We start from the raw sequence: 23,408 nt of genomic DNA on the forward strand, positions 1-23,408 counted from the left end.
CGCTGCATCACCGATCACCTGGATCCGCCGAGGGGATTGTCCCGTGGCGCTGCCAGGAGTGTCGATGGCGGCGGGGGCCCACGGCCGCCGGCGGGAACCCTGGAGCATGCTCCGCTCCCCCCTGCTGCCGCTGCTGCTGCTGCTCGTGGTGCTGGTCCAGGCCCAGCTGCGGCCGCTCCAGCCCGGACCGGCCGACCCGCTGCGGCTGCTCGCCGGTGGCGATGGGCCGCAGCCGGTGATCCTGCAGGGCCGTCTGCTGGGCGACCCGGTGGCCGCCGGGGCCCCCGTGGCCGGAGCGGCGGGGCAGGCGACGGGTCCGGGTCCCTGCCGGGTGCTGCTGCAGACGGCCGGGGGGCGCAGCGAGCTGGTCTTCCCCGCCTGTCCGGCGCTGCGCGAGGGCTGGGGCGTGCGGGTGAGCGGGCTGCTGCGGCGCCCCCGGCCGGCGCCCCACCCCCTGCTGGCGGGGCCGGCGGAGCGCCTGGCCCGTCAGGGCGCCTGGACCCGCCTGGCGGTGGAGCGGCTGGAGGTGCTCCGCCGGCCCGCCACCCCGATCGCCGATCTGCGCCGCGCCATCGCCGCGCGCTTCGTGGCCGCGGCGGGTCCGGAGCGGGGCGGCCTGCTGGCGGCCCTGGTGCTGGGCAGCGCCGTGGTGCCCCTGCCGGCCGAACTGCGCGCCGACTTCCGCGTCGCCGGCCTCTCCCACGCCCTGGCGGCCTCGGGGTTCCACCTCACGGTCCTGCTGGGGGCGGTGCTGGCCATCGGCCGGGGGCTCGGCCGCTGGGCGCGGCTGGGCCTGGGGGCCGGGGCCATCGTGCTGTTCCTGGTGCTGGCCGGGCCCCAGCCCTCGGTGGTGCGGGCGGTGCTGATGGGGGCCATCGCCCTGGTGCTGCTGGAGAGCGGCCGCCGTGGCCGGCCCCTGGGGATCCTGGGCCTCAGCCTGGCGGGGATGCTGCTGCTGCGGCCGGCCTGGCTGCACGACGTGGGCTTCCAGCTGAGCGCCGCCGCCACCGCCGGCCTGGTGCTGACGGCGCGGCCCCTGGAGCAGGCCCTGGCCCGGCGGCTGCCCGGTGGCCCCCCCGGGGCGGCGGGCTGGTGGCGGAGCTGGCTGGCCCCGGCCCTGGCGGTGCCGGTGGCGGCCAGCCTCTGGACCCTGCCCCTGCAGCTGCTCCACTTCGGCGTGGTGCCCCTCTACGCCGTGCCGGCCAACCTGCTGGCGGGCCCCCTGCTCACGCCGCTCACCCTCGGGGCGATGGCCCTGGCGGCCGTGGCCGTGCTGCTGCCGCCCCTGCTGGCGCCGCTGCTGGTGCCCCTGGGCTGGCTGGCCCAGCTGCTGCTGCAGCTTGCCCACGGGGTCGCCGGCCTTCCCATGGCCCAGTGGCAGAGCGGCCGGCCCCTGCCCCTGCTGGTGCTCCTGTTCAGCCTGGCCCTGCTGGCTCTGGTGCTGCCGGGGACCGGCCGGCGCCTTCGAGGCCTGGCGGCGGGCCTGGGCGTCGGGGTGCTGGCGGCCCATCTGGTGCTGCTGGGCGGCGACCAGCTGCTGCTGGTCCACCAGGGGGAGGGCGGTCCCCCCCGCGACCTGCTGCTGGCCCGGCACCAGGGCCGCGCCGCCCTGGTCAGCACCCGCGCCGACGGGTTCAGCTGCCGCCAGGCCGGCCAGCTGGCCCAGGCCCTGGGGGTGGTCCGTTTCGACTGGACCCTGTTGCTGGATCCGGTGGCCGGAGCCGATCCGGCCTGCTGGAGCCGGCAGGCCGGACGGGTGCTGGACTACGGGGGCGGGGCGGCCCCGTTGGCCGCGGGCCAACGGCTGGCGAGCCAGGGGCTCGGGGTGGAGGCCCTGGCCATGGACAGCCACGCCCTGCGCCTGCAGCTGGGCCACCACCGCTGGCTGCTGCTGCCCGACCGCCAGGCGCTGGCCACCTGGAGGCTGGACCGTCCGGCCGGCGGCGAGGGGGTGTGGCTGGGGGTCCGGCCCCGGCCTGCCGAGAAGCGGGCCCTGCTGGAGCGCGGACCGCCGCGGGTGTGGCTCAGTGGTGCCGCGCCGACGGGCGCCCCCCTGCCGCGGGGCTGGCGGGCCAGTGGGGCCAGCGGTGCGCTGACCGCTCCGTAAAGTGTGGCGATCCCCGACGCCATGGCGCCAGGGGTGTGGAGAGGTGGCTGAGTGGTCGAAAGCGAACGACTCGAAATCGTTTGAAGGGCAACCTTCCGTGGGTTCGAATCCCACCCTCTCCGTTTCTACAGGCCTGGCCTCCGCGCCGTCAGGCCTGGCCTGCGCGCGTCAGGAATGGAACAGCAGCACCAGGCCGGATTTCACCTGGTGAAATTCCCTCTCCTCCCGGCTGAGGTCGAGTCCCACCTGCAGCCCCTCCTTGAGCGCCACATCGAAGGGCGGCGCCGGCGGTGGCTTGCCATCACACCAGAGCGCCGCGATGCCCACGGAAGTGGCATGCCAGCGGAAGCAGGGGGTTGTCCCGATGGAAGGCTCCTGCAGGGCGTCTTCGAGAAGCTCGCGGATCGCCATCGTGTCCCGGCTCTCGCCATCCCAGTCGTCGCCTTAGCTTCGGCAGAGACCCCGGCCAGGGCAATCGGCTGAGAGTTTTCGTGATACTGGCGCCTACGGTGCCTGCCATGGAGGCCTTCCCCAGCCCTGTCGCCCTGGTGCACGAGTGGTTCACCCCCCGGTCGGTGGGTGGCGCCGAGCAGGTGGTCGAGGAGCTCGACCGGCTCCTGGCCGGCCGGGGCACACCCCCGGCCCTGTTCGCCCTGGTGGACGGGGAGAGTTCCCTGCCCGGCAGCTGGCTGGCCGGCCGCCGGGTCCAGACCAGTTTCATCCAGCGGCTCCCCTGGGGGGTGAGCCACGTGCAGCAGTACCTGCCGCTCCTGCCCCTGGCGATCGAGCAGCTCGACCTGTCCGGCCATCCCCTGGTGATCAGCAGCAGCCACCTGGTGGCGAAGGGGGTGATCACCGGTCCGGACCAGCTGCACGTCAGCTATGTGCACACCCCGGCCCGCTACGCCTGGGACCAGATGCACACCTACCTGGCCCGCTCGGCCCTGGCCCGCGGGCCCCTGGGCCCCCTGGTGCGGCTGCAGTTGCACCAGCTGCGCCAGTGGGACGTGGTCAGCAGCGCCCGGGTGGATGCCCTGGTGGCCAACTCCCGCTTCACCGCCCGCCGCATCCGCTGTTTCTGGCGTCGGCGCGCCCACGTGCTGCCGCCCCCCGTGGCGGTGGAGCGCTTCCGCTGGGATCAGCCCCGGGACGACGTCTACGTCAGCCTCTGCCGGTTGGTGCCCAACAAGCGGGTGGATGTGGTGGTGGAGGCCTTCAACCGCACCGGCCTGCCCCTGGTGGTGCTGGGCGACGGCCCCGAGCGGCGGCGGCTGGAGGCGATGGCGGGCCCGGCCATCCGCTTCCTCGGTCGCCTGCCGGACCGGGAGACCGCCGCCTGGCTGGAGCGGGCGCGGGCCTACGTGTACGCCGGCCTGGAGGATTTCGGGATCGCGCCGGTGGAGGCGATGGCCGCCGGCGCCCCGGTGATCGCCTTCGGACAGGGTGGGGTGCTCGACAGCGTCCGCTGCCTCAGGGACGGCGAAGCGGCCCCCACCGGTCTGCTGTTCCCGGAGCAGAACGCCGCCAGCCTGGCGGCGGCCCTGGAGCACTTCGAGGCGGGCCGGCTGTGGCGCTCCCTGCCGGCGGAGGGGCAGCGGCTCCGGGCGGAGAGCTTTGCCCCCCCCGTCTTCCGACGCCGCATGGAAACCCTGCTCGACCAGCTCTGGCAGCAGCACCGTCGCCGCCTCCGCCGTCCTGTGCCTCTGATCTGAGTGGCCCTGCGGGATGGAGTTCCGCACGGGCTGATCCTTAACTTCATCTAACGAACCCGTCCCCCATGCTCTCTTCCATCGGGACCCCCTACGCCTCTCACCAGCTTGTGACGGCTCCGGCGCAGGTGCTCACCGCGGAAGAGCTGATCGCCTTTCAGTCCAAGCGCGACCGCGTCGTCAAGCGCGCCGGTGACATCCTTTTTTCGCTCACCGTGCTCACCCTCGGGTCGCCGGTGCTGCTGACCCTGGCCCTGCTGGTGAAGGTCACCTCCCGCGGGCCGGTGTTCTACGTGCAGCAGCGGGTGGGCCGCGATTACCGCAGTTTCGGTTGCATCAAGTTCCGCACCATGCGGCGGGATGCCGATCGGCTTCTCTCCAAGCTGCTCGCCGAATCCCCGGATCTGGATGAGGAGTTCCGCAACGATTTCAAGCTCAAGAACGACCCCCGCATCACCCGCCTGGGCAAGTTCCTGCGCCGCTCCAGCCTCGATGAACTGCCCCAGTTCCTCAACGTGCTCCGCGGTGAGATGAGCGTGGTGGGCCCCCGTCCGATCGTGAAGAGCGAGCTGGAGCGCTACGGCAACCGCATGGACGAGGTGCTGGCGGTGCGGCCCGGCCTGACGGGCCTGTGGCAGGTGTCCGGCCGCAACAACCTCAGCTACCCCGAGCGGGTCCGGCTGGATGTCCGCTACGCCCGCCGCCGCACCCTGCTGATGGATCTGCGCATCATCCTGCGCACGATCGGCGTGATGCTCGACCCCCGCGACCGCGGCGCCTACTGAGGCCGGCCCCGTCGTCTCAGCCGGGCGCCCATCCGGCACCGAGGAAGGCCAGGGCCGGCACGGCCAGCACCAGCCACAGCAGTTCCAGCCGATCACCCAGGGCCAGGATCCGCTCCACCCCGGCCCGATCGGGTGGACGCCCCCCTGCCGCCAGGGTGGGCTTGATGCGCACCCCATCGGCGTAGGTGTTGGCCCCACCCAGGCGCACGCCGGCGGCGTGGGCGAAGGCCGCCTCCGAGACACCGGCATTGGGGGACGGGTCGGGGGCACCATCCCGCAGGGCCGCCCGCAGCCAGGGGAGCGTCTGCCCGGGCCGGCCCGCCGCCAGGGGCAGGCTCAGGGCCACCAGTCGGGTGGGGAGCCAGGTGAGCAGGTCGTCGAGGCGGGCGCCGGCGGTGCCCAGCCAGCGCATGCGCCCGTGGCGGTAGCCCAGCATCGAGTCCAGGGTGCTGGCGGCCTTGAAACCCCAGGCCAGGGCCAGGGGCCCCGGCAGTGGCAAGGAAGGCAGGGCCGGCCCCAGCTGCAGCAGGGCCGCCCCGGCCAGCATCCAGAACAGCGGGGCGAACAGCCCGTCGACGGCGTTTTCGGCGGCGGTCTCGGCGGCGGCCCGCAGGATCTCCGCTTCCGGCAGGTGGCTCACCTGGCGGCCCACGATCCTGGCGAGGCGGGCCCGGGCCAGGGGCAGGTCGGGCAGCGCCACCAGCACGGCCCGCACGGCCCGCCCCAGGCTGCCGCCCGCCAGGGCGCTGGCCAGGCCCAGCACCAGCAGGGGCACCCCCACCGGGGGGAAACGCCAGGCCAGGGCCTCGAGGCCCCAGCCCGCCAGGCCGCTGGCGCCGACCACCAGCAGGGTGAGCAGCAGCCCGCCCAGCCGCAAGCGCCGGGGGGCGTCGCCGGCCCAGGCCTCCACGGCCCGGCGCAGGCCGGTGATGGCCCAGCCCATCGCCTGGACGGGGTGTGGCGCCCAGAGGGGGTCCCCCAGCAGCCGGTCGAGCCCGCAGGCGAGCAGCACAAGCAGGGCCGGCAGGGCCGGGCTCAATGCCGGCGACGCTGCAGCAGCGGCAGCAGCACACCCGCCCCCAGGAAGGCCGCCAGCTGAATCGGCAGGCTGCCGCCCAGGCCGATCAGCTGGGCGACCAGCCCCATCCCGAGACTGCCGGCCAGGCCCCCCAGGGCTGAGGAGCGCTCCAGGAGGCTCCAGTTCTGCTGCAGGTCGCCGGCCGGATCGACGCCGTGGGCCAGGCGCGCATCGGCCACGGCGGCCAGCAGGCCGAAGGGCACGAACAGCAGCACGGACCCCCAGCTGCCCACGAATTGGGTCGCCACCAGCACGGCGGCCATCAGCAGGTAGGGCAGGCGCGGCGGCAGCCGCAGGCCCCAGGCTTCGGCGCCGGTCCGGCCCAGGCCGTAGGCCGTCAGCAGCAGGCCGAAATCGAAGCAGCTGCCAGCCGCCTGCTCGCGCACCCACAGGGGCAGCAGGGCGAACAGCCCGCCGAGCAGCAGCCCCTGCAGCACCCCGCCCGGCTCCAGGCGCCAGGGGGCCGGCTCCGCTGCAGCGGTGGTCGTTGCAGCGGTGGTCGCCGCTGCCGCCGTCAACGCTGCTGCCGCATCACCCTCGCGGTGCTCCACCGGGTGGTGGCCGCCGGCCCGCAGGGCCCCGACCAGTGGCGCCAGGGGCAGCAGCAGCACCAGGGCGCTGCCGAACTGGAGCAGGGCCTTGCCGACGGGAAACAGCAGGGCTGTGAGCAGGTTGCCCGCCAGGCGGCCCGCTTCGGCGCCGGCCCGCAGCTCGCCGATCGGCACCCCCCAGCGGCCATGGAGCTGGCGCTGCAGCGGGTCCTGGGCCAGGCGCAGACCCACCGCCAGCAGGGCGATGCCCAGCAGGGGGGCGAGCACGGAGCGGCCCAGCAGGCCCGCCGCCACCGCCAGCAGCAGCAGCAGGCTGAGCACCTGGAGCAGGGAGCCGAGCCGGATCCGCTGGGGCAGGGGCAGCAGCAGCGGCAGGGTGGCCAGGGCCGGCAGCACCCCGTTGACCAGCGGCGACGGGGTGAGGCCACTGAGTAGCCAGGCGGTGGCGCCGATGGCCAGGGTGCCGCTGGCCTGGCTGCTGCTCCAGGCGATCGTCAGCAGGCGCCGCTGCATGGGCTGGGGATCAGGCGGCCTTGAGCCAGCTGAACATGGAGCGCAGACCCTTGCCCACCTGCTCGATGGGATGGGCGGCATCGCGCTCGCGGGCCTTGGCCATCTCGGGCTTGCCCGCCTCGCACTCGGCCACGAAGTTGCGGGCGAAGGTGCCGTCCTGGATGTCGGCCAGGATGCGCCGCATCTCCGCCTTGGTGTCGGCGGTGATCAGCCGGGGTCCGCTGACGTAGTCGCCGTACTCGGCGGTGTTGGAGATCGAGTCGCGCATGGCGGTGAGGCCGCCCTTGACCATCAGGTCGACGATCAGCTTCACCTCGTGCAGGCACTCGAAGTAGGCCAGCTCGGGCTGGTAGCCCGCTTCCACCAGGGTCTCGAAACCGGCCTTCACCAGTTCACTCAGACCGCCGCAGAGGACGGCCTGCTCACCGAAGAGGTCGGTTTCGGTCTCCTCCTTGAAATTGGTTTCGAGGATGCCGGCGCGGGTGCCGCCGATGCCCTTGGCGTAGGCCATCGCCAGCTCGCGGGCATGGCCGGAGGCGTCCTGCTGGATGGCGAACAGGGCGGGCACGCCCTGGCCGTTCTGATACTCCCAGCGCACGGTGTGGCCGGGGCCCTTGGGCGCGATCATCACCACGTCCACATCGGCGGGGGGCTGGATCAGCCCGAAGCGGATGTTGAAGCCGTGGGCGAAGCTCAGCACCTTGCCGGCGCTGAGGTGGGGCGCGATCTCGGTGGCGTAGACGGCCTTCTGGGCCTCATCGGGCAGCAGCACCATGATCCAGTCGGCCTTGGCGCAGGCGTCAGCCACGCTCAGCACCTCGAGGCCGTCGGCGCGGGCCTTGGCGGCCGAGCGGCTGCCGTCGTAAAGGCCCACCACCACGTTGACACCGCTGTCCTTGAGGTTCAGGGCGTGGGCATGGCCCTGGGAGCCGTAGCCGATGATGGCCACCGTCTTGCCGTTCAGCAGGCTGAGGTCGGCGTCGGAGTCGTAGAAGAGCTGGGCCATTCCGGGCGGCGGGCAGGGCAAACGCAGACTTTAGGTGTGCGTCCGCACGGGCCTCAGCCGCCGGAGGCCTCCGAGGGGTGGGCGATCACCCGGTCGATCAGGCCGTACTCCTTGGCTTCGGCGGCGCTGAGGAAGTAGTCGCGGTCGGTGTCCTTGGTGACCTTCTCCAGGGACTGGCCGCACATCCCTGCCAGGGACTGGTTGAGCATGTCCTTGATGCGCAGGATCTCCCGGGCCTCGATCTCGATGTCGCTGGCCTGGCGCTGGCTGGTGCCGCCCAGGGGCTGGTGGATCATGATCCGGCTGTGGGGCAGGGCCAGCCGCTTGCCCTTGGTGCCGGCCGCCAGCAGGAAGGCGCCCATGGAGGCCGCCAGTCCGACGCAGATCGTCACCACGTCGGATTTGACGTACTGCATGGTGTCGTAGATCGCCAGGCCGGCGGTCACCGACCCGCCCGGCGAGTTGATGTACAGGTAGATCGGCTTGGAGCTGTCATCGGAGTCGAGGTACAGCATCTGGGCCACCAGGCTGTTGGCGATTCCGTCGGTGACCTCCTGGCCCAGGAACAGGATGCGCTCCACCCCGAGGCGGGTGTAGATGTCGACCCAGCGCTCGTACTGGCTGCCGGGGAGGCGGTAGGGAACGCTGGGGGTGCCGATGGGCATGGCTGGAAGGCTCCCGTTCGGAGCCGGAGAGAGGAGGTGGTGGACAGGGGCGGCCTGGGGCCGGGTGTTGGCGAGGGTCGGGGAGTGCCCTCCGGGGGATCAGCCCAGCTGGTGCGTCACGCCACTGGGGCGGCCGTCGGCAGGTCCTTGCGGCTGGTGAGCACCCGGTCGATCAGGCCGTAGGCCTTGGCCTCTTCCGCCGTGAGGTAGGTCATCCGGTCGGAGTCGCGGGAGAGCTCGTCGATGCTCTTGCCCGTGTTCTCGGAGAGGATCTCCAGCATGCTGTGCTTGTTGTGCAGCACTTCCTTCGCCCGGATCTGGATGTCGCTGGCCTGGCCGCGGGCGCCGGAGCGGGGCTGGTGCAGCACGATCGAGGCGTGGGGCAGGGCGGCCCGCTGGCCCTTGGTGCCGGCCGAGAGGATCATGGCGGCGGTGCCCATGGCCTGGCCGATGCAGATGGTGTGCACCGGCGGCTTGACGTAGCGAAGGGTGTCGCAGATGGCGAAGGCTTCTGTCTCGAAGCCGATCGCATCGCCCGAGTACCAGCTGGTGCCGGTGGAGTTGATGTAGAAGAAGATCGGCTTCTCCGGGTTGTCGAACTCCAGGTAGAGCAGCTGGGCGATGATCAGCTCGGTGACGTCGATGCCCATCTGACGCTTGGCGTCGTCGTCGGAGAAGAGGGGCAGCCCCAGATAGACGATCCGCTCCTTGAGCAGCAGGGACGGCAGATCCGGCGGCGGTGTGCGCATCACCGCGGAATCGCCGTAATAGGGGGCCGACACCGTCATCCGCGCTCACAAGCAGTCGTGAGGCAGGAGCCTAGCCGGGGCCAGGAGGCTGGTGCTCCTGCAGGGCGACGGGTTTTCCGCCCTGCTTGTCGAGACCCCGGCCGTTGCCCCGCTCGCCGGGCCGCTCGCCGCTGCGGTCGCAGCGGGCGAAGACCATGCGGCCGGTGGGGGTCTGCAGGGCGCCGGTGACGGTGACGGGCAGCCGTTCGCCGATGCGGCGCCGGGCATCCTCGACCACCACCATGGTGCCGTCCTCCAGGTAGCCGACGCCCTGGTCGGCCTCCTTGCCTTCGCGCACGATCTTGAGCTGCAGGCCATCCCCCGGCTGCACCTCGGGCCGCAGGGCGATGACCAGTTCGCTGAGGTTGAGCACCTTCAGCTCCTGGACCTGGGCCACCTGGGCCAGGTTGAAGTCGGCGGTGAGCAGGGTGCCGCCGGTGTCGGCGGTGAGCTTGAGCAGCTTGTCGTCGGCGCCGTTGCCGCTGTAGCGGGTGCTGTTGACCACCAGCCGGCGGCCGTAGTTCTCCCGCAGTTCGGTGAGCAGCTTCAGGCCCCGCCGTCCCTTGGCGCGCTTCTCGCCGTTGGAGGAGTCGGCCAGGGCCTGGAGTTCGTCGATCACGGCCTGGGCGACGATCACCTGGCCCTCCAGCAGCCCGGAGGCCAGCAGACCGCGGATGCGGCCGTCGATGATCACGCTGGTGTCGAGGATCTTGGCGGTCGCGGGCAGCAGCACGCCATCGGCCACCAGCAGGGCCTCGGTGCTGGCCGGGTTGAACAGACGCAGCAGGGTGCGTCCGTGCACTTCCGCCAGGTTGTAGCCCAGCACCCCGAAGAAGACGTTGCTGAGCACCGCCGCCAGCGGCTTCACCAGCACCACTTCCCAGGGCAGGGGCAGCAGCAGGATCGGCGCCAGCAGCAGGTTGGCCACCAGCAGGCCCAGGATCAGGCCCACCGCCCGGCTGATCAGCAGGTCGGTGGGCATGCTGCGCACCTGGGCCATCAGGCGCCGTCGCAGCTGCTGGAAGAAGATGCCGGCGATCAGCCCGAAGAAGGCGCCGAAGCCCCCCATCACGGTGCGCAGACCCTCCTGGTTGGTCACCTGCAGCAGCAGCTGTTCCGGCAGCAGGTCAACCCCGAGCCAGCCGGTGGCCGCCCCTGAGATCAGGAACAGCAGCAAGATGAGGGTGTCCACCATGCTTCGAAGTCCCGACGCCTCGGCCGCCCGGCAGGTTTGAAAGAAGCTTGGCCGATCTTCCGCCGTTTGGGTCCCAGGGATTACCGCCCGTGATGGATCCCCGATCCGCCTACGTCCACATTCCCTTCTGCCACCGGCGCTGTTTCTACTGCGATTTCCCGGTGGTGCCCCTGGGGGACCGGGCCGATGGGGCCTCCTCCGGCTCCATCGCCGCCTACCTCCCCCTGCTGCACCGGGAGATCGCCAGCTCCCCGGCCGGCCCGCCGCTGGCGACCGTCTACCTCGGCGGCGGCACCCCCTCGATGCTCACCGGCGCCCAGGTGGCCGGCATCCTGGAGGCCCTCGAGCGTCGCTACGGACTGGCCCCGGGGGCGGAGCTGAGCCTGGAGCTGGATCCGGCCAGCTTCGATGAGGCCCGCCTGGCGGACTACCTGGCCGCGGGCATCAACCGGGTCAGCCTGGGGGGCCAGAGCTTCGACGATCGGGTGCTGGCGGAGCTGGGCCGGCGCCACCGGGGGGAGGACCTGCGGCAGGCGGCCGCCTGGCTGCGCCGGGCCCGGCGCCGGGGGGAGCTGGCCAGCTGGAGCCTGGATCTGATCCAGGGGCTGCCCCGCCAGGGCCTGGCCCACTGGAACGGCCAGCTGGCCGAGGCCATCGCCCAGGAGCCCCCCCATCTGTCGGTGTACGACCTCAGCATCGAGCCCGGCACCGTCTTCGAGCGTCGCCTGGCCCTCGGGGAGCTCGCCCTGCCGCCGGAGGATCTGGCCGCCGACCTGATGGACCTGACCTGGGGCCGGCTCACCGCCGCCGGCTACGGCCACTACGAGGTGTCCAACTACGCCCTGCCCGGCCACGCGTCGCGCCACAACCGCGTCTACTGGAGCGGTGCCGGCTGGTGGGGGTTCGGCATGGGCGCCACCGGCGCCCCCCGCGGCCGCCGGCGGGCCCACCCCCGCACCCGTGCCGGCTACGCGGAGATGCTGGCGGCCCGGGTGGAGGCGCCGGCTGAGGACGGGGAGGGCATGCCCTTCGACGAGCGCCTGATGGTGGGCCTGCGCTGCCGGGAGGGGGTGAATCTGGAGCGCCTCGCCCGCCAGGAGCGCCTGGCCCCCGCGCTCCTTGACGGGCTGCGGCGGCGGCTCGGGGACTACGAGCTGCGCGGCCTGCTGCGCGTCGAGGGGCCCCGCTGGCGCCTGGCGGACCCGGAGGGGCTGGCCCTCAGCAATGGGGTGCTGCGGGAGATGCTGGCCTGGTGGCAGGAGCTGGAACGGCCCGCGCCCCAGGCGCACCCGGCCCCTGCTCCCTGACCCAGCGGCCCAGGACCTCCACCGCCAGCGCCCGGCCCTGCATCAGGGGCGGGCTGAAGGGGGGCTGGCGGGTCGTGAGCCCCAGCAGGTCGGCCGTCACCCGCACCTGGCCGTCGCAGCCGTCACCGGCGCCGATGCCGATCACCGGAATCGCCAGGGCGGCGCTCAGCTCCTCGGCCAGCTCCGCCGGCACATGCTCGAGCACCAGGGCGAAGCAGCCGGCCTCCTGCAGGGCCCCGGCCCGCCGCCGCAGCCGCTCCTGGCTGATCGGATCGCCGGCCTGGCGGCGGTAGCCCAGCTGATGCACCGACTGGGGAGTCAGCCCCAGGTGGCCCATCACCGGAATCCCGCTGCGCACCATCCGGTCGATCACGGCCAGGGTCTCGGGTTCGGCGCCCTCCAGCTTGACCGCCACGGCGGGGGTCTCCTTCAGCACCCGGCCCGCCGCCGCCACGGCCGCATCGGCGCCGCACTGGTAGCTGAGGAAGGGCAGGTCGCAGATCAGCAGCGGTGGATCCTGCGGGGCCGCCGCCGCCAGGCCCCGGCCGGCGGCGCGGCAGTGGTGGAGCATCTCCTCGAGGGTCACCGGCAGGGTGGTGGCGTGGCCGAGCACCACCATCGCCAGGGAGTCGCCCACCAGCACCGCGTCCACCCCGGCGCCGGCCACCACGGCGGCGGAGAGGGCGTCCCAGGCGGTGAGCACGGTGATCGGCAGGCCCGCCTGCTTGCGCCGTGTCAGATCAGCGGGTCGCAGGGGCACGGTACGGGGGGTCGCAGGGGGCATTGCTAGCATCGACCCGACTCGGACCCACGCGGCTCTGACGCCCAAATCTGGTCAGGACCGGAAGGGAGCAGCCACACGGGATGCTCAGGGCAGGCGTGGACTCCGGGTCACCCTCTTCCAATTGCCGTGAAGGGCTGTCGCTACGGGCCCAGATCACGGCCCGTAGCGACAGCCCACGGATCAACCTGCCGATGAGGCCCGGGCTCAGTCGACCCGGTTCTGGCGGTTGATCAGGAAGGGCGGGATCATGGCCCCCCGCTCCTCGGGCGTGTGGGTGAGGGTGTCGGCGAAGCTGGCGGCGGGGCGCTCCGGCCGGTAGTGGCCGCCGCTCTGGAAGCCAGTGGCGATCACCGTGACGTGGATCTCCCCCTCCAGGGATTCGTCCACCACCGCGCCCACGATGATGTTGGCGTCGGGATCGACCACGTCGTAGATCACTTCCGAGGCGGTGGTCATGTCCTCCAGGGTCATGTCCTTGCCGCCGCTGATGTTGATGACGCAGCCGTTGGCTCCGTCGATGCGGGCCGACTCCAGCAGCGGGCTGCTCATGGCGGCCTGGGCCGCCTCAATGGCCCGTGAGCGGCCGGAGCCCACGCCGATGCCCAGCAGGGCGGTGCCGGCGTCGGCCATCACCGAGCGGATGTCGGCGAAGTCGACGTTGACCAGGCCCGGCCTGGTGATGATGTCGGTGATGCCCTTGACGCCCATGCGCAACACATCGTCGGCGGCGCGGAAGGCCTCCTGGAGCGGCGCGCCGGCGATGGCGTCCCGCAGGCGGTCGTTGGGAATGATGATCAGGGTGTCGACATGCTCGGCCAGGCGGGCAATGCCCTCCTCCGCCTGGCGCAGCCGCTTGCGGCCCTCGAAGCCGAAGGGCTTGGTGACGATGCCCACGGTGAGGGCGCCGCACTCCTTGGCCACCTCGGCCACGATCGGCGCCGCGCCGGTGCCGGTGCCGCCGCCCATGCCGGCGGCGATGAAGACGAGGTCGGCGCCTTCCAGGGACTGCTGCAGGTCGGCCCGGGATTCCTCTGCCGCCTTCTGGCCGATCACCGGGTTGCCGCCGGCCCCCAGGCCCCGGGTGAGCTTCTGGCCCAGCTGGATGCGCTGGCCCGCGGCCGACTGCAGCAGGGCCTGGGCGTCGGTATTGAGCACCCGGTAGCCCACCCCGTTGAGGTCGGTGGCGATCATCCGGTTGACCGCGTTGCTGCCGCCTCCCCCCACGCCGATGACCTCGATCCGGGCCGACTGGCTCGGGACGATCCCGTTGCTGCTGGGCGAGATCTGGCTCATCGCGTGGGGCTCCTGCGGGGACGAAAGATCGACGTGGTATGGGCGGTCCTGATCGCGCGACATCGCGGGAGGGGGAGTGTGGCCGTTGATCTGCGGCTGCATTATGTCGGTGGCCAGCTCAGCTGAAGTTGCCGATAGATCACATTGGACCGAATCTCAGCAGGGCGCAACGGCCTGTGAGGATTGTCTGGCTGGTCGCCGGGCCCCCCCAGCGCACACAGCAGGGCTCAGCGCAGGCCTCACTGGGTGCCGGCGGGAGCGGCGGGACCGGGAGCCGCGGCGGCGGGCCCGGGGCGAGGCGGCGGCGAGGGGCTGGCCGGGGGACCGCTGCCCCCCCTGGTGCCCACGCTCAGCTCCGGCTGCTCCGGATCGGTCAGATCGATCAGCTGGGGCGGGGCCCCCTTCATCGTGGCCGGCAGGGTGCGGCTGAGGTGGGCGACCACCTCCAGCCGCCGGGGCAGCCGGGCGTCCGGGGGGCCGAGGCGCACCCGGCCGAGCTGGGTGGTGCTGAGCCAGAGGCTGCCGTCCGGCTCGAAGCGGATCTCCCGCAGGCCGGGGCCCAGCGCGTCCCGCTCCTTCAGCACCTGGGCCAGGGCCGTGCGGTGGCGGCCGTTCCAGCCGACGACCAGCAGGGACAGGTCCCCCTGGCTGCGGATGCCCATGTGCTGGCGGATGCTGATCCAGTTGCCGAGGCCGTCGACGAAGCCCATCTCCGGGCCGCGGTCGGTGCGCCGCTCCGCCCGGGCCACCGCCTCCCGGTCCTTCAGCTCCACCCGCAGCCGCGGCGGCAGCATCAGCCGGCTCACCTTCACCTGCTCCACCGGCAGGGCCCCCATCAGGTCGCTGGCCACCAGTCTGGGCTGCAGGGCCATCAGGGGCTGGGGGAAGCGCAGACCCGCCGCCGCGATCACCTGGTCGCGACTCACCACGGCGCTGCCGAGCACCTCCACCTGGTTCGGTTCCCGCAGGGTCCAGCCCTGCCGCAGCAGCAGGTAGCCCAGGCCGACGGACATGCCGCTGAAGACCAGGATCCGCCACAGCTGGCGCAGCCGCTCGCTGCGGCGTTGACGGCGCAGTTCCTTGCGGCGCAGGACACCTGGCGGCAACGGCGCTCCCGGCGACGGCGGCGCTCCCTGCGACGAGGGGACCCGCTTCACAGCTCGCAGCGGGAGCGGGCCATGAGTTCATCCATCCAGGTGCGGGCCCGGCGGGCATCGGCGAAGGGCAGCTCCGCCTGCTGGCCGCCTCCCACCAGCCGCAGACGGCAGGCCCCCTCGCTCTCCTCGGTCAGGGGGGCCTCCCCGGAGCTGAGGGAGAGCAGCTCGACCATTTCCAGCTGCTTGATGGTGAAGCCTCCCACCGGCTGGAAGCTGCCGGCCACGAACTTGCTCCAGGTCAGTTCCCCATTGACGAGCCGGGCGGCCCCGCAGCCGTCCAGCTTGGCCAGTTCGGCGCCGGTCGCCCAGTCGCGGAACTGCTGCTGGCGCCGCCGCTCGACCCAGCCGAGGGCCACCAGGAGCACGAAGGCCGCCAGCAGGGGCAGCCACAGCAGGCCATGGATCACGGCGCCGTTCCTTCCATGTTCATCGGGAGCACCGATCCTCCCGCGCCCAGCACCAATTGGTGCACCAGGTCGGGGAGCGGACATCCACTGGCCTCCCAGAGCATGGGGTACATGCTCTGGCTGGTGAAGCCCGGCAGGGTGTTGATCTCGTTCAGCCAGAGGTTGCCGGTGGCCTCGTCGTAGAAGAAGTCGACCCGGGCCAGCCCCCCGGCGTCCACCGCCCGGCAGGCGGCCAGCGCCATCGCCCGGGCCTGCTCGCTCACGGCCTCGCTCACAGGCGCGGGGATGACGGTGTGGCTGTGGCCTTCGCTGTACTTGGTCTCGTAGTCGTACCAGTCGGCGTCGAAGCGGATCTCCCCCAGCACCGAGGCGCTGAGGCCGTCGCCCGGGCCCCCGTGGCGCCGCAGCACGGCGCACTCGAGCTCCCGGGCCTTGACGCCCTGCTCCACCACCAGGCGTCGGTCCAGGCCCGCCGCCAGCTCCAGGCCCTGGAGCAGGCCGGCCCTGTCGCTGGCCTTGCTGATGCCCACCGAGGAGCCCATGTTGGCCGGCTTGACGAAGCAGGGATACCCGAGCTGGCTCTCCAGCCGCTCCAGCAGGGCCTCCTGCGCGCCGGCCAGCTCGTGGGCGGCGACGCAGGCGTAGGGCACCTGGGGCAGGCCGGCGGCGGCGAAGGCGGCCTTCATGGCCTGCTTGTCCATGCCCAGCGCCGATCCCAGCACCCCGGAGCCCACATAGGGCACCCCCATCAGGGTGAACAGTCCCTGGATCGTGCCGTCCTCACCGTTGGGGCCATGGAGCACCGGGAACCACACCTCCATCTCCAGGGCGCCGTCGGGAAAGCCCCGGAAGCCCTCCGGCTCCGCCGGTCCGGGCAGATCGCCGGGTTCGGCCGGCACGCCCCGCTCGAGCACCGCCGTGGCCATGGCGTCGGGCCACCAGCGGCCGCCGCGATCGATGTAGAAGCTGCTGACCCGGTAGCGCTCGGCATTGGCCCCGCTGCGCAGTCCCCGCAGCACGGTCTGGGCCGAGCGGATCGAGACGGCGTGTTCGCCGGAGGCTCCCCCGAACACCAGGCCGACGCGGGTGGGGGTGGGGGCCATCGGCGCAGGAAAGAGGGCCAAACGTATCAGCGAATGCCGCTCCGGCCCAGGGGCCGGCCGCTGAGGCTGAACGGCCGCACCGTCTCGATCTCCACGTCGACCAGGTCCCCGGGGGCGAAGGGGCGGCCATCGCCGGGGTCGGCGGCGAAGAAGGTCAGGCGGTTGGTGCGGGTGCGGCCCATCAGCTGAACCGGATCGCGGGGGTTGACCCCCTCGGCCAGCACCTGTTCCCGCCGCCCCAGGTAGCGGGCGCTGCGCTCCGCGGCCACCCTCTCCACCAGGGCGTTGAGCTCCTGGAGCCGTTCCACCTTCACCGCCTCCGGCAGCTGGTCGGGCCAGTCGGCCGCGGGGGTGCCGGGCCGCGGCGAGTAGGCGGCGGTGTTGACCTGGTCGAAGCCGATCGATTCGATCAGCGCCAGGGTGCGGCGGAACTGGGCGTCGGTTTCGCCGGGGAAGGCCACGATCACGTCGGCGCTGATGGCCGCGTCGGGGAGGCGCTGGCGGATGCGCTCGATGATCCGCCGGTAGCGCTCCACGGTGTAGCCCCGGGCCATGGCCCGCAGCACGTCGTCGTCACCGCTCTGGAAGGGGATGTGGAAGTGCTCGCACACCTTGGGCAGGTCGGCGCAGGCGTCGATCAGCCGGTCGGTGAAGTAGCGGGGGTGGCTGGTGGCGAAGCGGATGCGCTCGAGGCCCCGCACGTCGTGCACCGCCCGCAGCAGGTCGGTGAGGGTGTGGGCCCGCCGGCCTTCGGCGGTGATGCCGGGCAGGTCGCGGCCGTAGGCGTCGATGTTCTGGCCCAGCAGGGTGACCTCCCGGTAGCCCTGGGCCGCCAGTCCCTCCATCTCCAGGCGGATCGCCTCGGGCAGGCGTGACTGCTCCCGGCCGCGCACGGAGGGCACCACGCAGTAGGTGCAGTGCTCGTTGCAGCCGTAGATGACGTTCACCCAGGCGCAGACGGCGCTGTCCCGCCGCGCGGTGGTGATGTCCTCGAGGATATGGTGCTCGTCGGTGGCCACCACCTGCTGGCCGCTCTCCACCCGGGTGAGCAGGGCCTCGAGCCGGTTGGCGTGCTGGGGACCCATCACCAGGTCCAGCTCCGGCACCCGCCGCAGCAGGGACTCCCCCTCCTGCTGGGCCACGCAGCCGGCCACCACCAGGGTGAGGGCGGGGTTGGCCCGTTTGCGCTGGGCCTGCCGCCCCAGGTAGCTGTAGACCTTCTGCTCGGCGTTGTCCCGGATCGTGCAGGTGTTGTAGAGCACCAGATCGGCGCTGTGTTCGTCGCTGCCGGGGCTGTAGCCCATGGCTTCGAGGATGCCGGCCATGCGCTCGGAATCCGCCTTGTTCATCTGGCAGCCGAAGGTGGTGATCCAGTAGCTGCCGCGCCGTGCCGACGGCGCCTGCTCGGCCTGCGGGCCGGAAACGGTGGCTGTCATGGGATCCAGTTTCCGCTATCGCCCTGCCGGCGTCAGCGCGGCGGCTGTGGCAGCGTGAACACCCCGGCCCCTTTCTGGCATGCGCTGCCGCCTGAGCCGCTTTCCCCTCACCAAGGCGGTGCCCCTGGCCATCAGCCGCGGCACCACCGCCGCCGTCGAGCACCTGCTGCTGGAACTCGAGCACGACGGCATCACCGGCCGCGGCGAGACCGGCGGCTTCGACACCGGCCACAGGGCTTACCGCACCGACGACCTGGCCGCCGAGCTGGAGGCCGTCCTGCCGGCCCTCGAGAGCGTCGACCCGGAGCCGTTCCAGGCCCTCGACCCGCTGCTGGAGACGCTGTCGCCCCCGGCCCGCTGCGCCGTCGATCTGGCCCTGCACGACTGGTGGGGGCAGCGGCTGGGCCAGCCCCTGTGGCGGCTCTGGGGCCTCGATGACGGCGCCATCGTCCCCACCAGCGTGACCCTGGGGCTGGGCAGCGAGGCGGCGGTGCTGGAGCGGCTGGAGCGCTGGTGGCAGCAGCTGCCCGCCAGCCGCATCAAGCTCAAGCTCGGCAGTCCGGAGGGCCTCGACCACGACCGGGCCCTGGTGCAGGCGGTGGCCCAGGCGCTGGAGCGGCGCCAGCAGAGCCATGGGGTGGCCTGCGAGCTGCAGGTGGATGCCAACGGCGGCTGGAGCCTGGAGCAGGCCCGGCCGATGCTGGGCTGGCTCGATGCCCAGGGGGTGGTGCTGGTGGAACAGCCCCTGGCCCCCCTCGAGGATCCGGAGGCCGATTGCGCTGCCTTTGCCGCCCTGGAGCTCGACTGCCCCATCGCCCTGGTGGCCGACGAGAGCTGCTGGAACCTGGCCGACCTGGTGCGGCTCGCCCCCTACGTCGATGGGGTGAACATCAAGCTGCTCAAGAGCGGCGGGCTGGCGGAGGCCCTGCTGATGGCCAGGGCCGCGGGGCGCCTGGGCCTCGGGGTGATGCTCGGCTGCTACTCCGACAGCGCCCTGCTCAACGGGGCCGCCGCCCAGCTGCTGCCCCTGGTGCGCTGGCCGGACCTCGACAGCCACCTGAACCTGGTGGACGACCCCTTCAGCGGCCCCGCCCTGGAGGGGGACCGGCTGCGGCCGGGCACGGCCCCCGGCCTGGGGGTGCTCCATGCTCGGCTCTGACGTCCCGATCGTGCTGCTGCAGCACGGGGGCCTGGACAACCTCAGCGGCAAGACGGGCCTGGCGATGCTGCGCTACCGCCAGGGCCCGATCGTGGCGGTGGTGGATCCGGACCACCCCGGGGCCGACCTGCGGGCGGTCACCGGCATCGGCCGGGCCGTGCCGGTGGTGGGGTCCCTGGCGGAGGCCCTTCCCTTCGCTCCGGAGGTGGCGGTGGTGGGCCTGGCCCCCTCCGGCGGCCGGCTGCCGCCGGCCATGGGCCCCGACGTGGCGGCCGCCCTGGAGGCGGGCTTGTCGCTGGCCAGCGGTCTGCACAGCCGCCTGGCCGACGATCCGTCGCTGGCGGCCCTGGTGCGGCCGGGGCGCTGGATCTGGGATCTGCGCCGGGAGCCCCCCGGCCTGAGCGTCGGCTGCGGCCGTGCCGCGGCGCTGCCGGGCCGCCGGCTGCTGGCGGTGGGCACGGACATGTCGGTGGGCAAGATGAGCGCCTGCCTGGAGCTGCTGGCCGCCGCCCGGCGCCGCGGCCGCGATGCCCGCTTCGTCGGCACCGGCCAGGCCGGCATCCTGATCAGCGGCGGGGGGGTGCCCCTTGATGCCGTGCGCATCGATTACGCGGCCGGCGCCGTGGAGGCCGCGCTGCTGGCCGCCGCCGCGGACGCCGGCCCGGACACCCTGGTGCTGGTCGAGGGGCAGGGCTCCCTCTGCCACCCGGGCTCGAGCGCCACCCTGCCCCTGATCCGCGGCAGCCAGCCCACCGATCTGCTGCTGGTGCACCGCGCTGGTCAGCGCACGATCCAGCGGCTGGCGGACTGCCCCCTCCCCCCCCTGCCCCAGGTGATCGCCGCCGTCGAGGCGCTGGCGGCCCTGGGCCGGCCGGCGGGATCCGCTCCGCCCCCCAAGGTGGCGGCCATCGCCCTGAACACCGCCCACCTCGACGCGGCTTCGGCGGCGGCGGCGCTGGCGGCCACGGCCAGCGAGACGGGGCTGCCCTGTCTCGATCCGGTGCGGCAGGGCGGCGAGGCCCTGCTGGAGCTGCTGCTCAGCCAAGAAAGAAGCCCGACGCCGAAGCGCCGGGCCTGAAGGGCGAGCGAGGGGACTCGAACCCCCGAATGGTGGCGCCACAAGCCACTGCCTTAACCACTTGGCGACGCCCGCCGCGGTCTTTGCCAATGTATCAAGCGAGCCTGCCGGCCCCCACCTCTTGCCACCGCCGACCACCGCCACCCGCACCGTCTCCGGCCTCCTGGGCCTCACCGCCGCCGCGGGGGGGCTGATCGGCCTTGCCGTCACCAATCCCGGCCCGGCGGCCTTCGAGGAATTCGCCGCCGAGAAGCTCACCGAACTGGCCAGCGAGGAGCTGTGCCGCAACGATGGGCTGCCGCTGCTGGCCCGGTTGCTGATCCAGAACTGTCCGGAGCTGGTGCGATCCCAGCGCAAGGTGCTGGGTCGGCTGGCCCGGGAGAACTCACGCCGCTACAACTTCGGCCTGCTGAGCATCTACGGCACCCGCCTGGGCGGCGAGAAGGTCCTGCCCAACTGGAGCATTCCCCGTTACGACGCCGTCACCCTGGGGGTGGCCGGCCATTTCGTGCTGCTCAGCGCCGGCGAGAGCGCACCGGGGAGCCCGATGCCGTGAGCGGGGCGGCCCCTCCGCCCGGCCATCGGCCCCTTCCGCCCGGCCACTTGCCACCGATGCGGATCCCCAGGCTCCTGCTCGACCCCTTTGCCCCCCTGCCGGCCGCGGATGACCAGGGGCTGGTGACGGTGCGGCTGGAGCATGGCGACGGACGGATCCGGGCCATCCACGGGCTGCCTGGCTGCGGCGGCGATGGGGAGGGCGGCGCGCCGGCGCCCCTGGCGCTCACGCCGTTGGTGGAGCCCCACGCGCACCTCGACAAGGCTTTCAGCGGCGAGGCGTTCCCCAATCCCGAGGGCACCATGGCGGGCGCCATGGCGGCGAACGGCCGGGAGGCGGCCGACCGCCAGGCGGAGGCGGTGCGCCGGCGGGGGGAGCGGGCCCTGGAGCGTGCCTGGCGCTACGGCCTGCGGGCGATCCGCAGCCACATCGACAGCCTCGGCCCCTGGGCCACCCCCAGCTGGGAGGTGCTGCTGGAACTGCGCGACCACTGGCGCGGCCGGGTGGAGCTGCAACTGGTGGCCCTGGTGCCGGTGGGCCACTGGCGCACGGCCGAAGGGGAGGCGTTCGCCGCCTGGGTCGCCGCCCGCGGCGGCCTGCTGGGGGGGGTGCTCGGCGCCCCCTTCCGCTCCACCCCGGCCGACCGCGCCGGCCTGCTGGCCCTGCTGCGGCTGGCGGAGCGCCTCGGCTGCGGGGTGGATCTGCACGTCGACGAGAGCGCTGAGGAGCATGGCCGCGGCGTGGCCCTGGTGAGCGAGCTGCTGCTGCGGCACCGCATCAACGTGCCCCTCACCTGCAGCCACGCCAGCAGCATGGGCCTGCTGGCCGACCGCCCCTGCCGCCGCCTGGCGGAGGCGATGGCGGACGCGGCGGTGGGGGTGGTGGCCCTGCCCACCACCAATCTCTGGCTGCTGGGCAAGCACCACCGCCGCACCCCGTCCCTGCGGCCCCAGGCCCCGATCCGCCAGCTGCAGGAGGCCGGGGTGACCGTGGCCGTGGGGGCCGACAATGTCCAGGATCCCTGGTTCCCGGGGGGGGATTTCGATCCCATTGCCCTGCTGCGTTTCAGCCTGGCCTCCAGCCACCTGATGCCCTGGCGCCGCCTCGGGCTCAGCCCCTTCAGCACCGCTGCGGCCCACCTGCTGGGCCTGGAGTGGGACGGGGTTCTGCGGCAGGGCGCCCCGGCCGATCTCGTCGTGCTGGGGGCCACCTCCTGGACCGAGCTGCTGGCCCGCCCCCCCCGGCGGCGGGTGCTGCGGGCCGGCCGCTGGTTGGACCCGCCCCCCTGCGAGGAACCGTCCCCTCTCCTGGCCGCCTGTCATGCCTGACGCCCCTTTCCCGGGACCGCTCCCCGCCCTGGCCGATCCGGAACGGATCGGGGCGCTGGCGGCCGAGCTGGCTGCCAGCCCGCTGGGCCTGACGCCGATCCTCACCCCTGCGGAGCTGGGGCGGCTCTCGGCCGACTTCCACGACTATTCCCCCGTGCTGGAGCCGCTGCTGAAGGGCCTCCGTGCCCAGCTGGCGGTGAAGGTGGAGCGCGTGGAGCAGGTGATGGCGGTGGCCGGAGCCTGTGCCCGCCACCGGGTGCCGCTGACCGTGCGGGGCGCCGGCACCGGCAACTACGGCCAGTGCGTGCCCCTGGCCGGGGGCCTGGTGCTCGACATGGGGGGCCTCAACCGGCTGCGATCGGTGGACCCGGACAGCGGCGTGATCGAGGCGGAGTCCGGCTGCACCCTCGCCCATCTGGATGGCCAGCTGATGGCCCACGGCCGGGCCCTGCGGATGGCGCCCAGCACCTACCGCAGCGCCACCCTCGGGGGCTTCATCGCCGGGGGATCTGGCGGCCTGGGGTCCCTGCGCTGGGGCTTCCTGCGCGATCCGGGCCACCTGCTGGGGTTGGAGGTGGTGACGCTGGAGGCCGAGCCGCGGCTGCTGCGGCTCGACGCCGCCGCCAGTGGCCCCCTCAACCACGCCTACGGCACCAACGGGATCATCACCGCCCTGCGGATGGCCACCACCGAAGCGGTGGCCTGGGAGCAGGTGGTGGTGGGGTTCGACCGCTGGGAGGAGGCCCTGGAGGCTTCGCGGCTTCTACCCACCACCGCCCTGCTGCTCAACGCCCTCTGCCTGCTGGAGGCCCCGGTGGCGGCGGCCATGCCCTGGCCCGCCGGCTGCCCCGCCGCCGGTTCCGGCGAGCACCGGCTGCTGCTGCACGCCGCCCCCGACAGCCTGGAGCCCCTGCCCGGCTGGCTGGCGGCCCGGGGTGGCCGGATCCTCTGGCAGGGCCGCCGGCCCGAGCCGGGGCGGGGGCGGGGCCTGCCCCTGGGGGAACTCACCTGGAACCACACCACCCTGCACTGGCGGGCCCAGGCGCCGGGCTGGACCTACCTGCAGCTGCTGCTGCCCCGGCCGGAGGCGCCCCTGCTGGAGGCCGTGCGCGAGCGCTGGGGCACCGACGTGCTCTGGCACCTGGAGGGCGTGCGCCACATGGGGGCGCCCCGGCTGACGGCCCTGCCCCTGGTGCGCTGGCAGGGGCCCGAGGCCCTGGCCGAGCTCGTCGCCCAGTGCCGCGCGCTGGGGGCCGTGCCCTTCGATCCCCACGTGATCACCGTCGAGGATGGCGGGCTGGGGGTGGTGGATGCCGATCAGGTGGCGGCCAAGGCCGCCCACGACCCCGCCGGACTGATGAACCCCGGCAAGCTGCGCGGCTGGACGGTCTAGGGGCGCCCCG

At 73.2% G+C, this 23,408-nt stretch carries 22 protein-coding genes, 2 tRNA genes and 1 other RNA gene; 11 read left to right on the forward strand and 14 right to left on the reverse strand.

Features of this window, described 5'->3' with window-relative positions:
• The first annotated feature begins 43 nt into the window (after window positions 1-43).
• Together H6G99_RS08080 and H6G99_RS08085 are read left to right on the forward strand one after the other, a co-directional pair.
• The gene (locus tag H6G99_RS08080; protein ID WP_353617202.1) at window positions 44-2,107 is read left to right on the forward strand and encodes a ComEC/Rec2 family competence protein; all 2,064 of its coding nucleotides are present in this window, start codon (window positions 44-46) and stop codon (window positions 2,105-2,107) included.
• A gap of 37 nt (window positions 2,108-2,144) precedes the next feature.
• Window positions 2,145-2,229: transfer RNA gene (locus H6G99_RS08085), tRNA-Ser, on the forward strand.
• Between the two features lie 46 nt (window positions 2,230-2,275).
• Here the strand turns inward: H6G99_RS08085 and H6G99_RS08090 are convergent.
• Window positions 2,276-2,518 (reverse strand): DUF8674 family protein, encoded by a 243-nt coding sequence (locus H6G99_RS08090; RefSeq protein WP_015108989.1) that lies wholly within the window; start codon window positions 2,516-2,518, stop codon window positions 2,276-2,278.
• Window positions 2,519-2,625: 107 nt separating this feature from the next.
• On the opposite strand from H6G99_RS08090, the gene H6G99_RS08095 reads away from it, so the two are divergent.
• Together H6G99_RS08095 and H6G99_RS08100 are read left to right on the forward strand one after the other, a co-directional pair.
• Window positions 2,626-3,819 (forward strand): glycosyltransferase, encoded by a 1,194-nt coding sequence (locus H6G99_RS08095; protein ID WP_094587347.1) that lies wholly within the window; start codon window positions 2,626-2,628, stop codon window positions 3,817-3,819.
• A gap of 65 nt (window positions 3,820-3,884) precedes the next feature.
• Window positions 3,885-4,601 (forward strand): undecaprenyl-phosphate galactose phosphotransferase family protein, encoded by a 717-nt coding sequence (locus tag H6G99_RS08100; RefSeq protein WP_094587346.1) that lies wholly within the window; start codon window positions 3,885-3,887, stop codon window positions 4,599-4,601.
• A gap of 16 nt (window positions 4,602-4,617) precedes the next feature.
• On the opposite strand, the gene cbiB is transcribed toward H6G99_RS08100, so the two are convergent.
• The 6 genes from cbiB to H6G99_RS08130 all read right to left on the reverse strand — a co-directional run bounded on the left by cbiB (window position 4,618) and on the right by H6G99_RS08130 (window position 10,397).
• Window positions 4,618-5,640, reverse strand: coding sequence for an adenosylcobinamide-phosphate synthase CbiB (cbiB, locus tag H6G99_RS08105; protein ID WP_286191066.1), 1,023 nt, complete (start codon window positions 5,638-5,640; stop codon window positions 4,618-4,620).
• Entirely contained in the window at window positions 5,637-6,743 is a 1,107-nt protein-coding gene (locus tag H6G99_RS08110) for a hypothetical protein (RefSeq protein WP_190610958.1), read from the reverse strand. Before H6G99_RS08110 ends, cbiB begins: the two co-directional genes overlap by 4 nt.
• A gap of 10 nt (window positions 6,744-6,753) precedes the next feature.
• Complete coding sequence (ilvC, locus tag H6G99_RS08115; RefSeq protein ID WP_094587344.1) at window positions 6,754-7,749, reverse strand: ketol-acid reductoisomerase; 996 nt, start codon at window positions 7,747-7,749, stop codon at window positions 6,754-6,756.
• Window positions 7,750-7,802: 53 nt separating this feature from the next.
• Window positions 7,803-8,414, reverse strand: coding sequence for an ATP-dependent Clp protease proteolytic subunit (locus tag H6G99_RS08120; protein ID WP_094587343.1), 612 nt, complete (start codon window positions 8,412-8,414; stop codon window positions 7,803-7,805).
• Between the two features lie 116 nt (window positions 8,415-8,530).
• The gene (locus H6G99_RS08125; RefSeq protein ID WP_094587342.1) at window positions 8,531-9,202 is read right to left on the reverse strand and encodes an ATP-dependent Clp protease proteolytic subunit; all 672 of its coding nucleotides are present in this window, start codon (window positions 9,200-9,202) and stop codon (window positions 8,531-8,533) included.
• Between the two features lie 31 nt (window positions 9,203-9,233).
• A complete protein-coding gene (locus tag H6G99_RS08130) occupies window positions 9,234-10,397 on the reverse strand; it encodes a PIN/TRAM domain-containing protein (protein ID WP_190610959.1) in 1,164 nt (387 codons plus the stop codon).
• Between the two features lie 92 nt (window positions 10,398-10,489).
• Here H6G99_RS08130 and hemW point away from each other — a divergent pair, with 92 nt between their 5' ends.
• A complete protein-coding gene (gene hemW / locus H6G99_RS08135; RefSeq protein ID WP_190610961.1) occupies window positions 10,490-11,704 on the forward strand; it encodes a radical SAM family heme chaperone HemW in 1,215 nt (404 codons plus the stop codon).
• On the opposite strand, the gene panB is transcribed toward hemW, so the two are convergent.
• Complete coding sequence (panB, locus tag H6G99_RS08140; RefSeq protein WP_094587349.1) at window positions 11,616-12,458, reverse strand: 3-methyl-2-oxobutanoate hydroxymethyltransferase; 843 nt, start codon at window positions 12,456-12,458, stop codon at window positions 11,616-11,618. The genes hemW and panB overlap by 89 nt on opposite strands.
• 45 nt (window positions 12,459-12,503) lie before the next feature.
• Here panB and ffs point away from each other — a divergent pair.
• Window positions 12,504-12,600: signal recognition particle sRNA small type (ffs, locus tag H6G99_RS08145), an RNA gene on the forward strand.
• A gap of 92 nt (window positions 12,601-12,692) precedes the next feature.
• Here ffs and ftsZ read toward each other — a convergent pair.
• The 5 genes from ftsZ to miaB all read right to left on the reverse strand — a co-directional run bounded on the left by ftsZ (window position 12,693) and on the right by miaB (window position 17,884).
• Window positions 12,693-13,781: a cell division protein FtsZ gene (gene ftsZ, locus H6G99_RS08150; RefSeq protein ID WP_015108978.1), complete on the reverse strand. Its 1,089-nt coding sequence runs from the start codon at window positions 13,779-13,781 to the stop codon at window positions 12,693-12,695.
• Window positions 13,782-14,020: 239 nt separating this feature from the next.
• Entirely contained in the window at window positions 14,021-14,887 is an 867-nt protein-coding gene (locus tag H6G99_RS08155) for a cell division protein FtsQ/DivIB (protein WP_286191067.1), read from the reverse strand.
• Window positions 14,888-14,934: 47 nt separating this feature from the next.
• Complete coding sequence (locus H6G99_RS08160; RefSeq protein ID WP_094587338.1) at window positions 14,935-15,345, reverse strand: hypothetical protein; 411 nt, start codon at window positions 15,343-15,345, stop codon at window positions 14,935-14,937.
• Entirely contained in the window at window positions 15,342-16,448 is a 1,107-nt protein-coding gene (locus H6G99_RS08165) for a D-alanine--D-alanine ligase family protein (protein ID WP_190610963.1), read from the reverse strand. The genes H6G99_RS08160 and H6G99_RS08165 overlap by 4 nt, the downstream gene beginning before the upstream one ends.
• 26 nt (window positions 16,449-16,474) lie before the next feature.
• Window positions 16,475-17,884 (reverse strand): tRNA (N6-isopentenyl adenosine(37)-C2)-methylthiotransferase MiaB, encoded by a 1,410-nt coding sequence (gene miaB / locus H6G99_RS08170; protein ID WP_190610965.1) that lies wholly within the window; start codon window positions 17,882-17,884, stop codon window positions 16,475-16,477.
• A 79-nt stretch (window positions 17,885-17,963) separates the two neighbouring features.
• Between miaB and H6G99_RS08175 the strand changes: the two genes are divergently transcribed.
• On the forward strand, window positions 17,964-19,043 hold the full coding sequence (locus tag H6G99_RS08175; protein ID WP_190610966.1) for a dipeptide epimerase: 1,080 nt from the start codon (window positions 17,964-17,966) through the stop codon (window positions 19,041-19,043).
• Window positions 19,030-20,121: a DUF1611 domain-containing protein gene (locus H6G99_RS08180; RefSeq protein ID WP_190610968.1), complete on the forward strand. Its 1,092-nt coding sequence runs from the start codon at window positions 19,030-19,032 to the stop codon at window positions 20,119-20,121. Before H6G99_RS08175 ends, H6G99_RS08180 begins: the two co-directional genes overlap by 14 nt.
• Before the next feature lie 2 nt (window positions 20,122-20,123).
• Here the strand turns inward: H6G99_RS08180 and H6G99_RS08185 are convergent.
• A tRNA-His gene (locus tag H6G99_RS08185) sits at window positions 20,124-20,196 on the reverse strand.
• Between H6G99_RS08185 and H6G99_RS08190 the strand changes: the two genes are divergently transcribed.
• From H6G99_RS08190 to H6G99_RS08200, 3 genes are read left to right on the forward strand one after another with little or no spacing between them, the layout of a single operon-like run.
• Window positions 20,183-20,677 (forward strand): DUF4359 domain-containing protein, encoded by a 495-nt coding sequence (locus H6G99_RS08190; protein WP_286191068.1) that lies wholly within the window; start codon window positions 20,183-20,185, stop codon window positions 20,675-20,677. The two genes, H6G99_RS08185 and H6G99_RS08190, sit on opposite strands and share 14 nt — an antisense overlap.
• 56 nt (window positions 20,678-20,733) lie before the next feature.
• The gene (locus H6G99_RS08195) at window positions 20,734-22,005 is read left to right on the forward strand and encodes an amidohydrolase family protein (RefSeq protein ID WP_190610969.1); all 1,272 of its coding nucleotides are present in this window, start codon (window positions 20,734-20,736) and stop codon (window positions 22,003-22,005) included.
• On the forward strand, window positions 21,998-23,398 hold the full coding sequence (locus tag H6G99_RS08200; protein ID WP_190610971.1) for an FAD-binding oxidoreductase: 1,401 nt from the start codon (window positions 21,998-22,000) through the stop codon (window positions 23,396-23,398). Before H6G99_RS08195 ends, H6G99_RS08200 begins: the two co-directional genes overlap by 8 nt.
• Window positions 23,399-23,408 lie beyond the last annotated feature (10 nt).

Origin of the sequence: Synechococcus sp. FACHB-909, from assembly GCF_014698945.1 — a bacterium.
Taxonomy (GTDB): Bacteria; Cyanobacteriota; Cyanobacteriia; order PCC-6307; family Cyanobiaceae; genus Cyanobium.

Bases quoted from the DNA above. Each gene is read 5' to 3' on its own strand.
- H6G99_RS08125 (WP_094587342.1), bottom strand. From the start codon at position 9,202: ATGACGGTGTCGGCCCCCTATTACGGCGATTCCGCGGTGATGCGCACA.
- H6G99_RS08195 (WP_190610969.1), top strand. From the start codon at position 20,734: ATGCGGATCCCCAGGCTCCTGCTCGACCCCTTTGCCCCCCTGCCGGCC.
- H6G99_RS08180 (WP_190610968.1), top strand. From the start codon at position 19,030: ATGCTCGGCTCTGACGTCCCGATCGTGCTGCTGCAGCACGGGGGCCTG.
- H6G99_RS08100 (WP_094587346.1), top strand. From the start codon at position 3,885: ATGCTCTCTTCCATCGGGACCCCCTACGCCTCTCACCAGCTTGTGACG.
- H6G99_RS08095 (WP_094587347.1), top strand. From the start codon at position 2,626: ATGGAGGCCTTCCCCAGCCCTGTCGCCCTGGTGCACGAGTGGTTCACC.
- H6G99_RS08200 (WP_190610971.1), top strand. From the start codon at position 21,998: ATGCCTGACGCCCCTTTCCCGGGACCGCTCCCCGCCCTGGCCGATCCG.
- ilvC (WP_094587344.1), bottom strand. From the start codon at position 7,749: ATGGCCCAGCTCTTCTACGACTCCGACGCCGACCTCAGCCTGCTGAAC.
- H6G99_RS08090 (WP_015108989.1), bottom strand. From the start codon at position 2,518: ATGGCGATCCGCGAGCTTCTCGAAGACGCCCTGCAGGAGCCTTCCATC.
- H6G99_RS08120 (WP_094587343.1), bottom strand. From the start codon at position 8,414: ATGCCCATCGGCACCCCCAGCGTTCCCTACCGCCTCCCCGGCAGCCAG.
- H6G99_RS08110 (WP_190610958.1), bottom strand. From the start codon at position 6,743: ATGCAGCGGCGCCTGCTGACGATCGCCTGGAGCAGCAGCCAGGCCAGC.
- ftsZ (WP_015108978.1), bottom strand. From the start codon at position 13,781: ATGAGCCAGATCTCGCCCAGCAGCAACGGGATCGTCCCGAGCCAGTCG.
- H6G99_RS08165 (WP_190610963.1), bottom strand. From the start codon at position 16,448: ATGGCCCCCACCCCCACCCGCGTCGGCCTGGTGTTCGGGGGAGCCTCC.
- H6G99_RS08175 (WP_190610966.1), top strand. From the start codon at position 17,964: ATGCGCTGCCGCCTGAGCCGCTTTCCCCTCACCAAGGCGGTGCCCCTG.
- hemW (WP_190610961.1), top strand. From the start codon at position 10,490: ATGGATCCCCGATCCGCCTACGTCCACATTCCCTTCTGCCACCGGCGC.
- miaB (WP_190610965.1), bottom strand. From the start codon at position 17,884: ATGACAGCCACCGTTTCCGGCCCGCAGGCCGAGCAGGCGCCGTCGGCA.
- H6G99_RS08130 (WP_190610959.1), bottom strand. From the start codon at position 10,397: ATGGTGGACACCCTCATCTTGCTGCTGTTCCTGATCTCAGGGGCGGCC.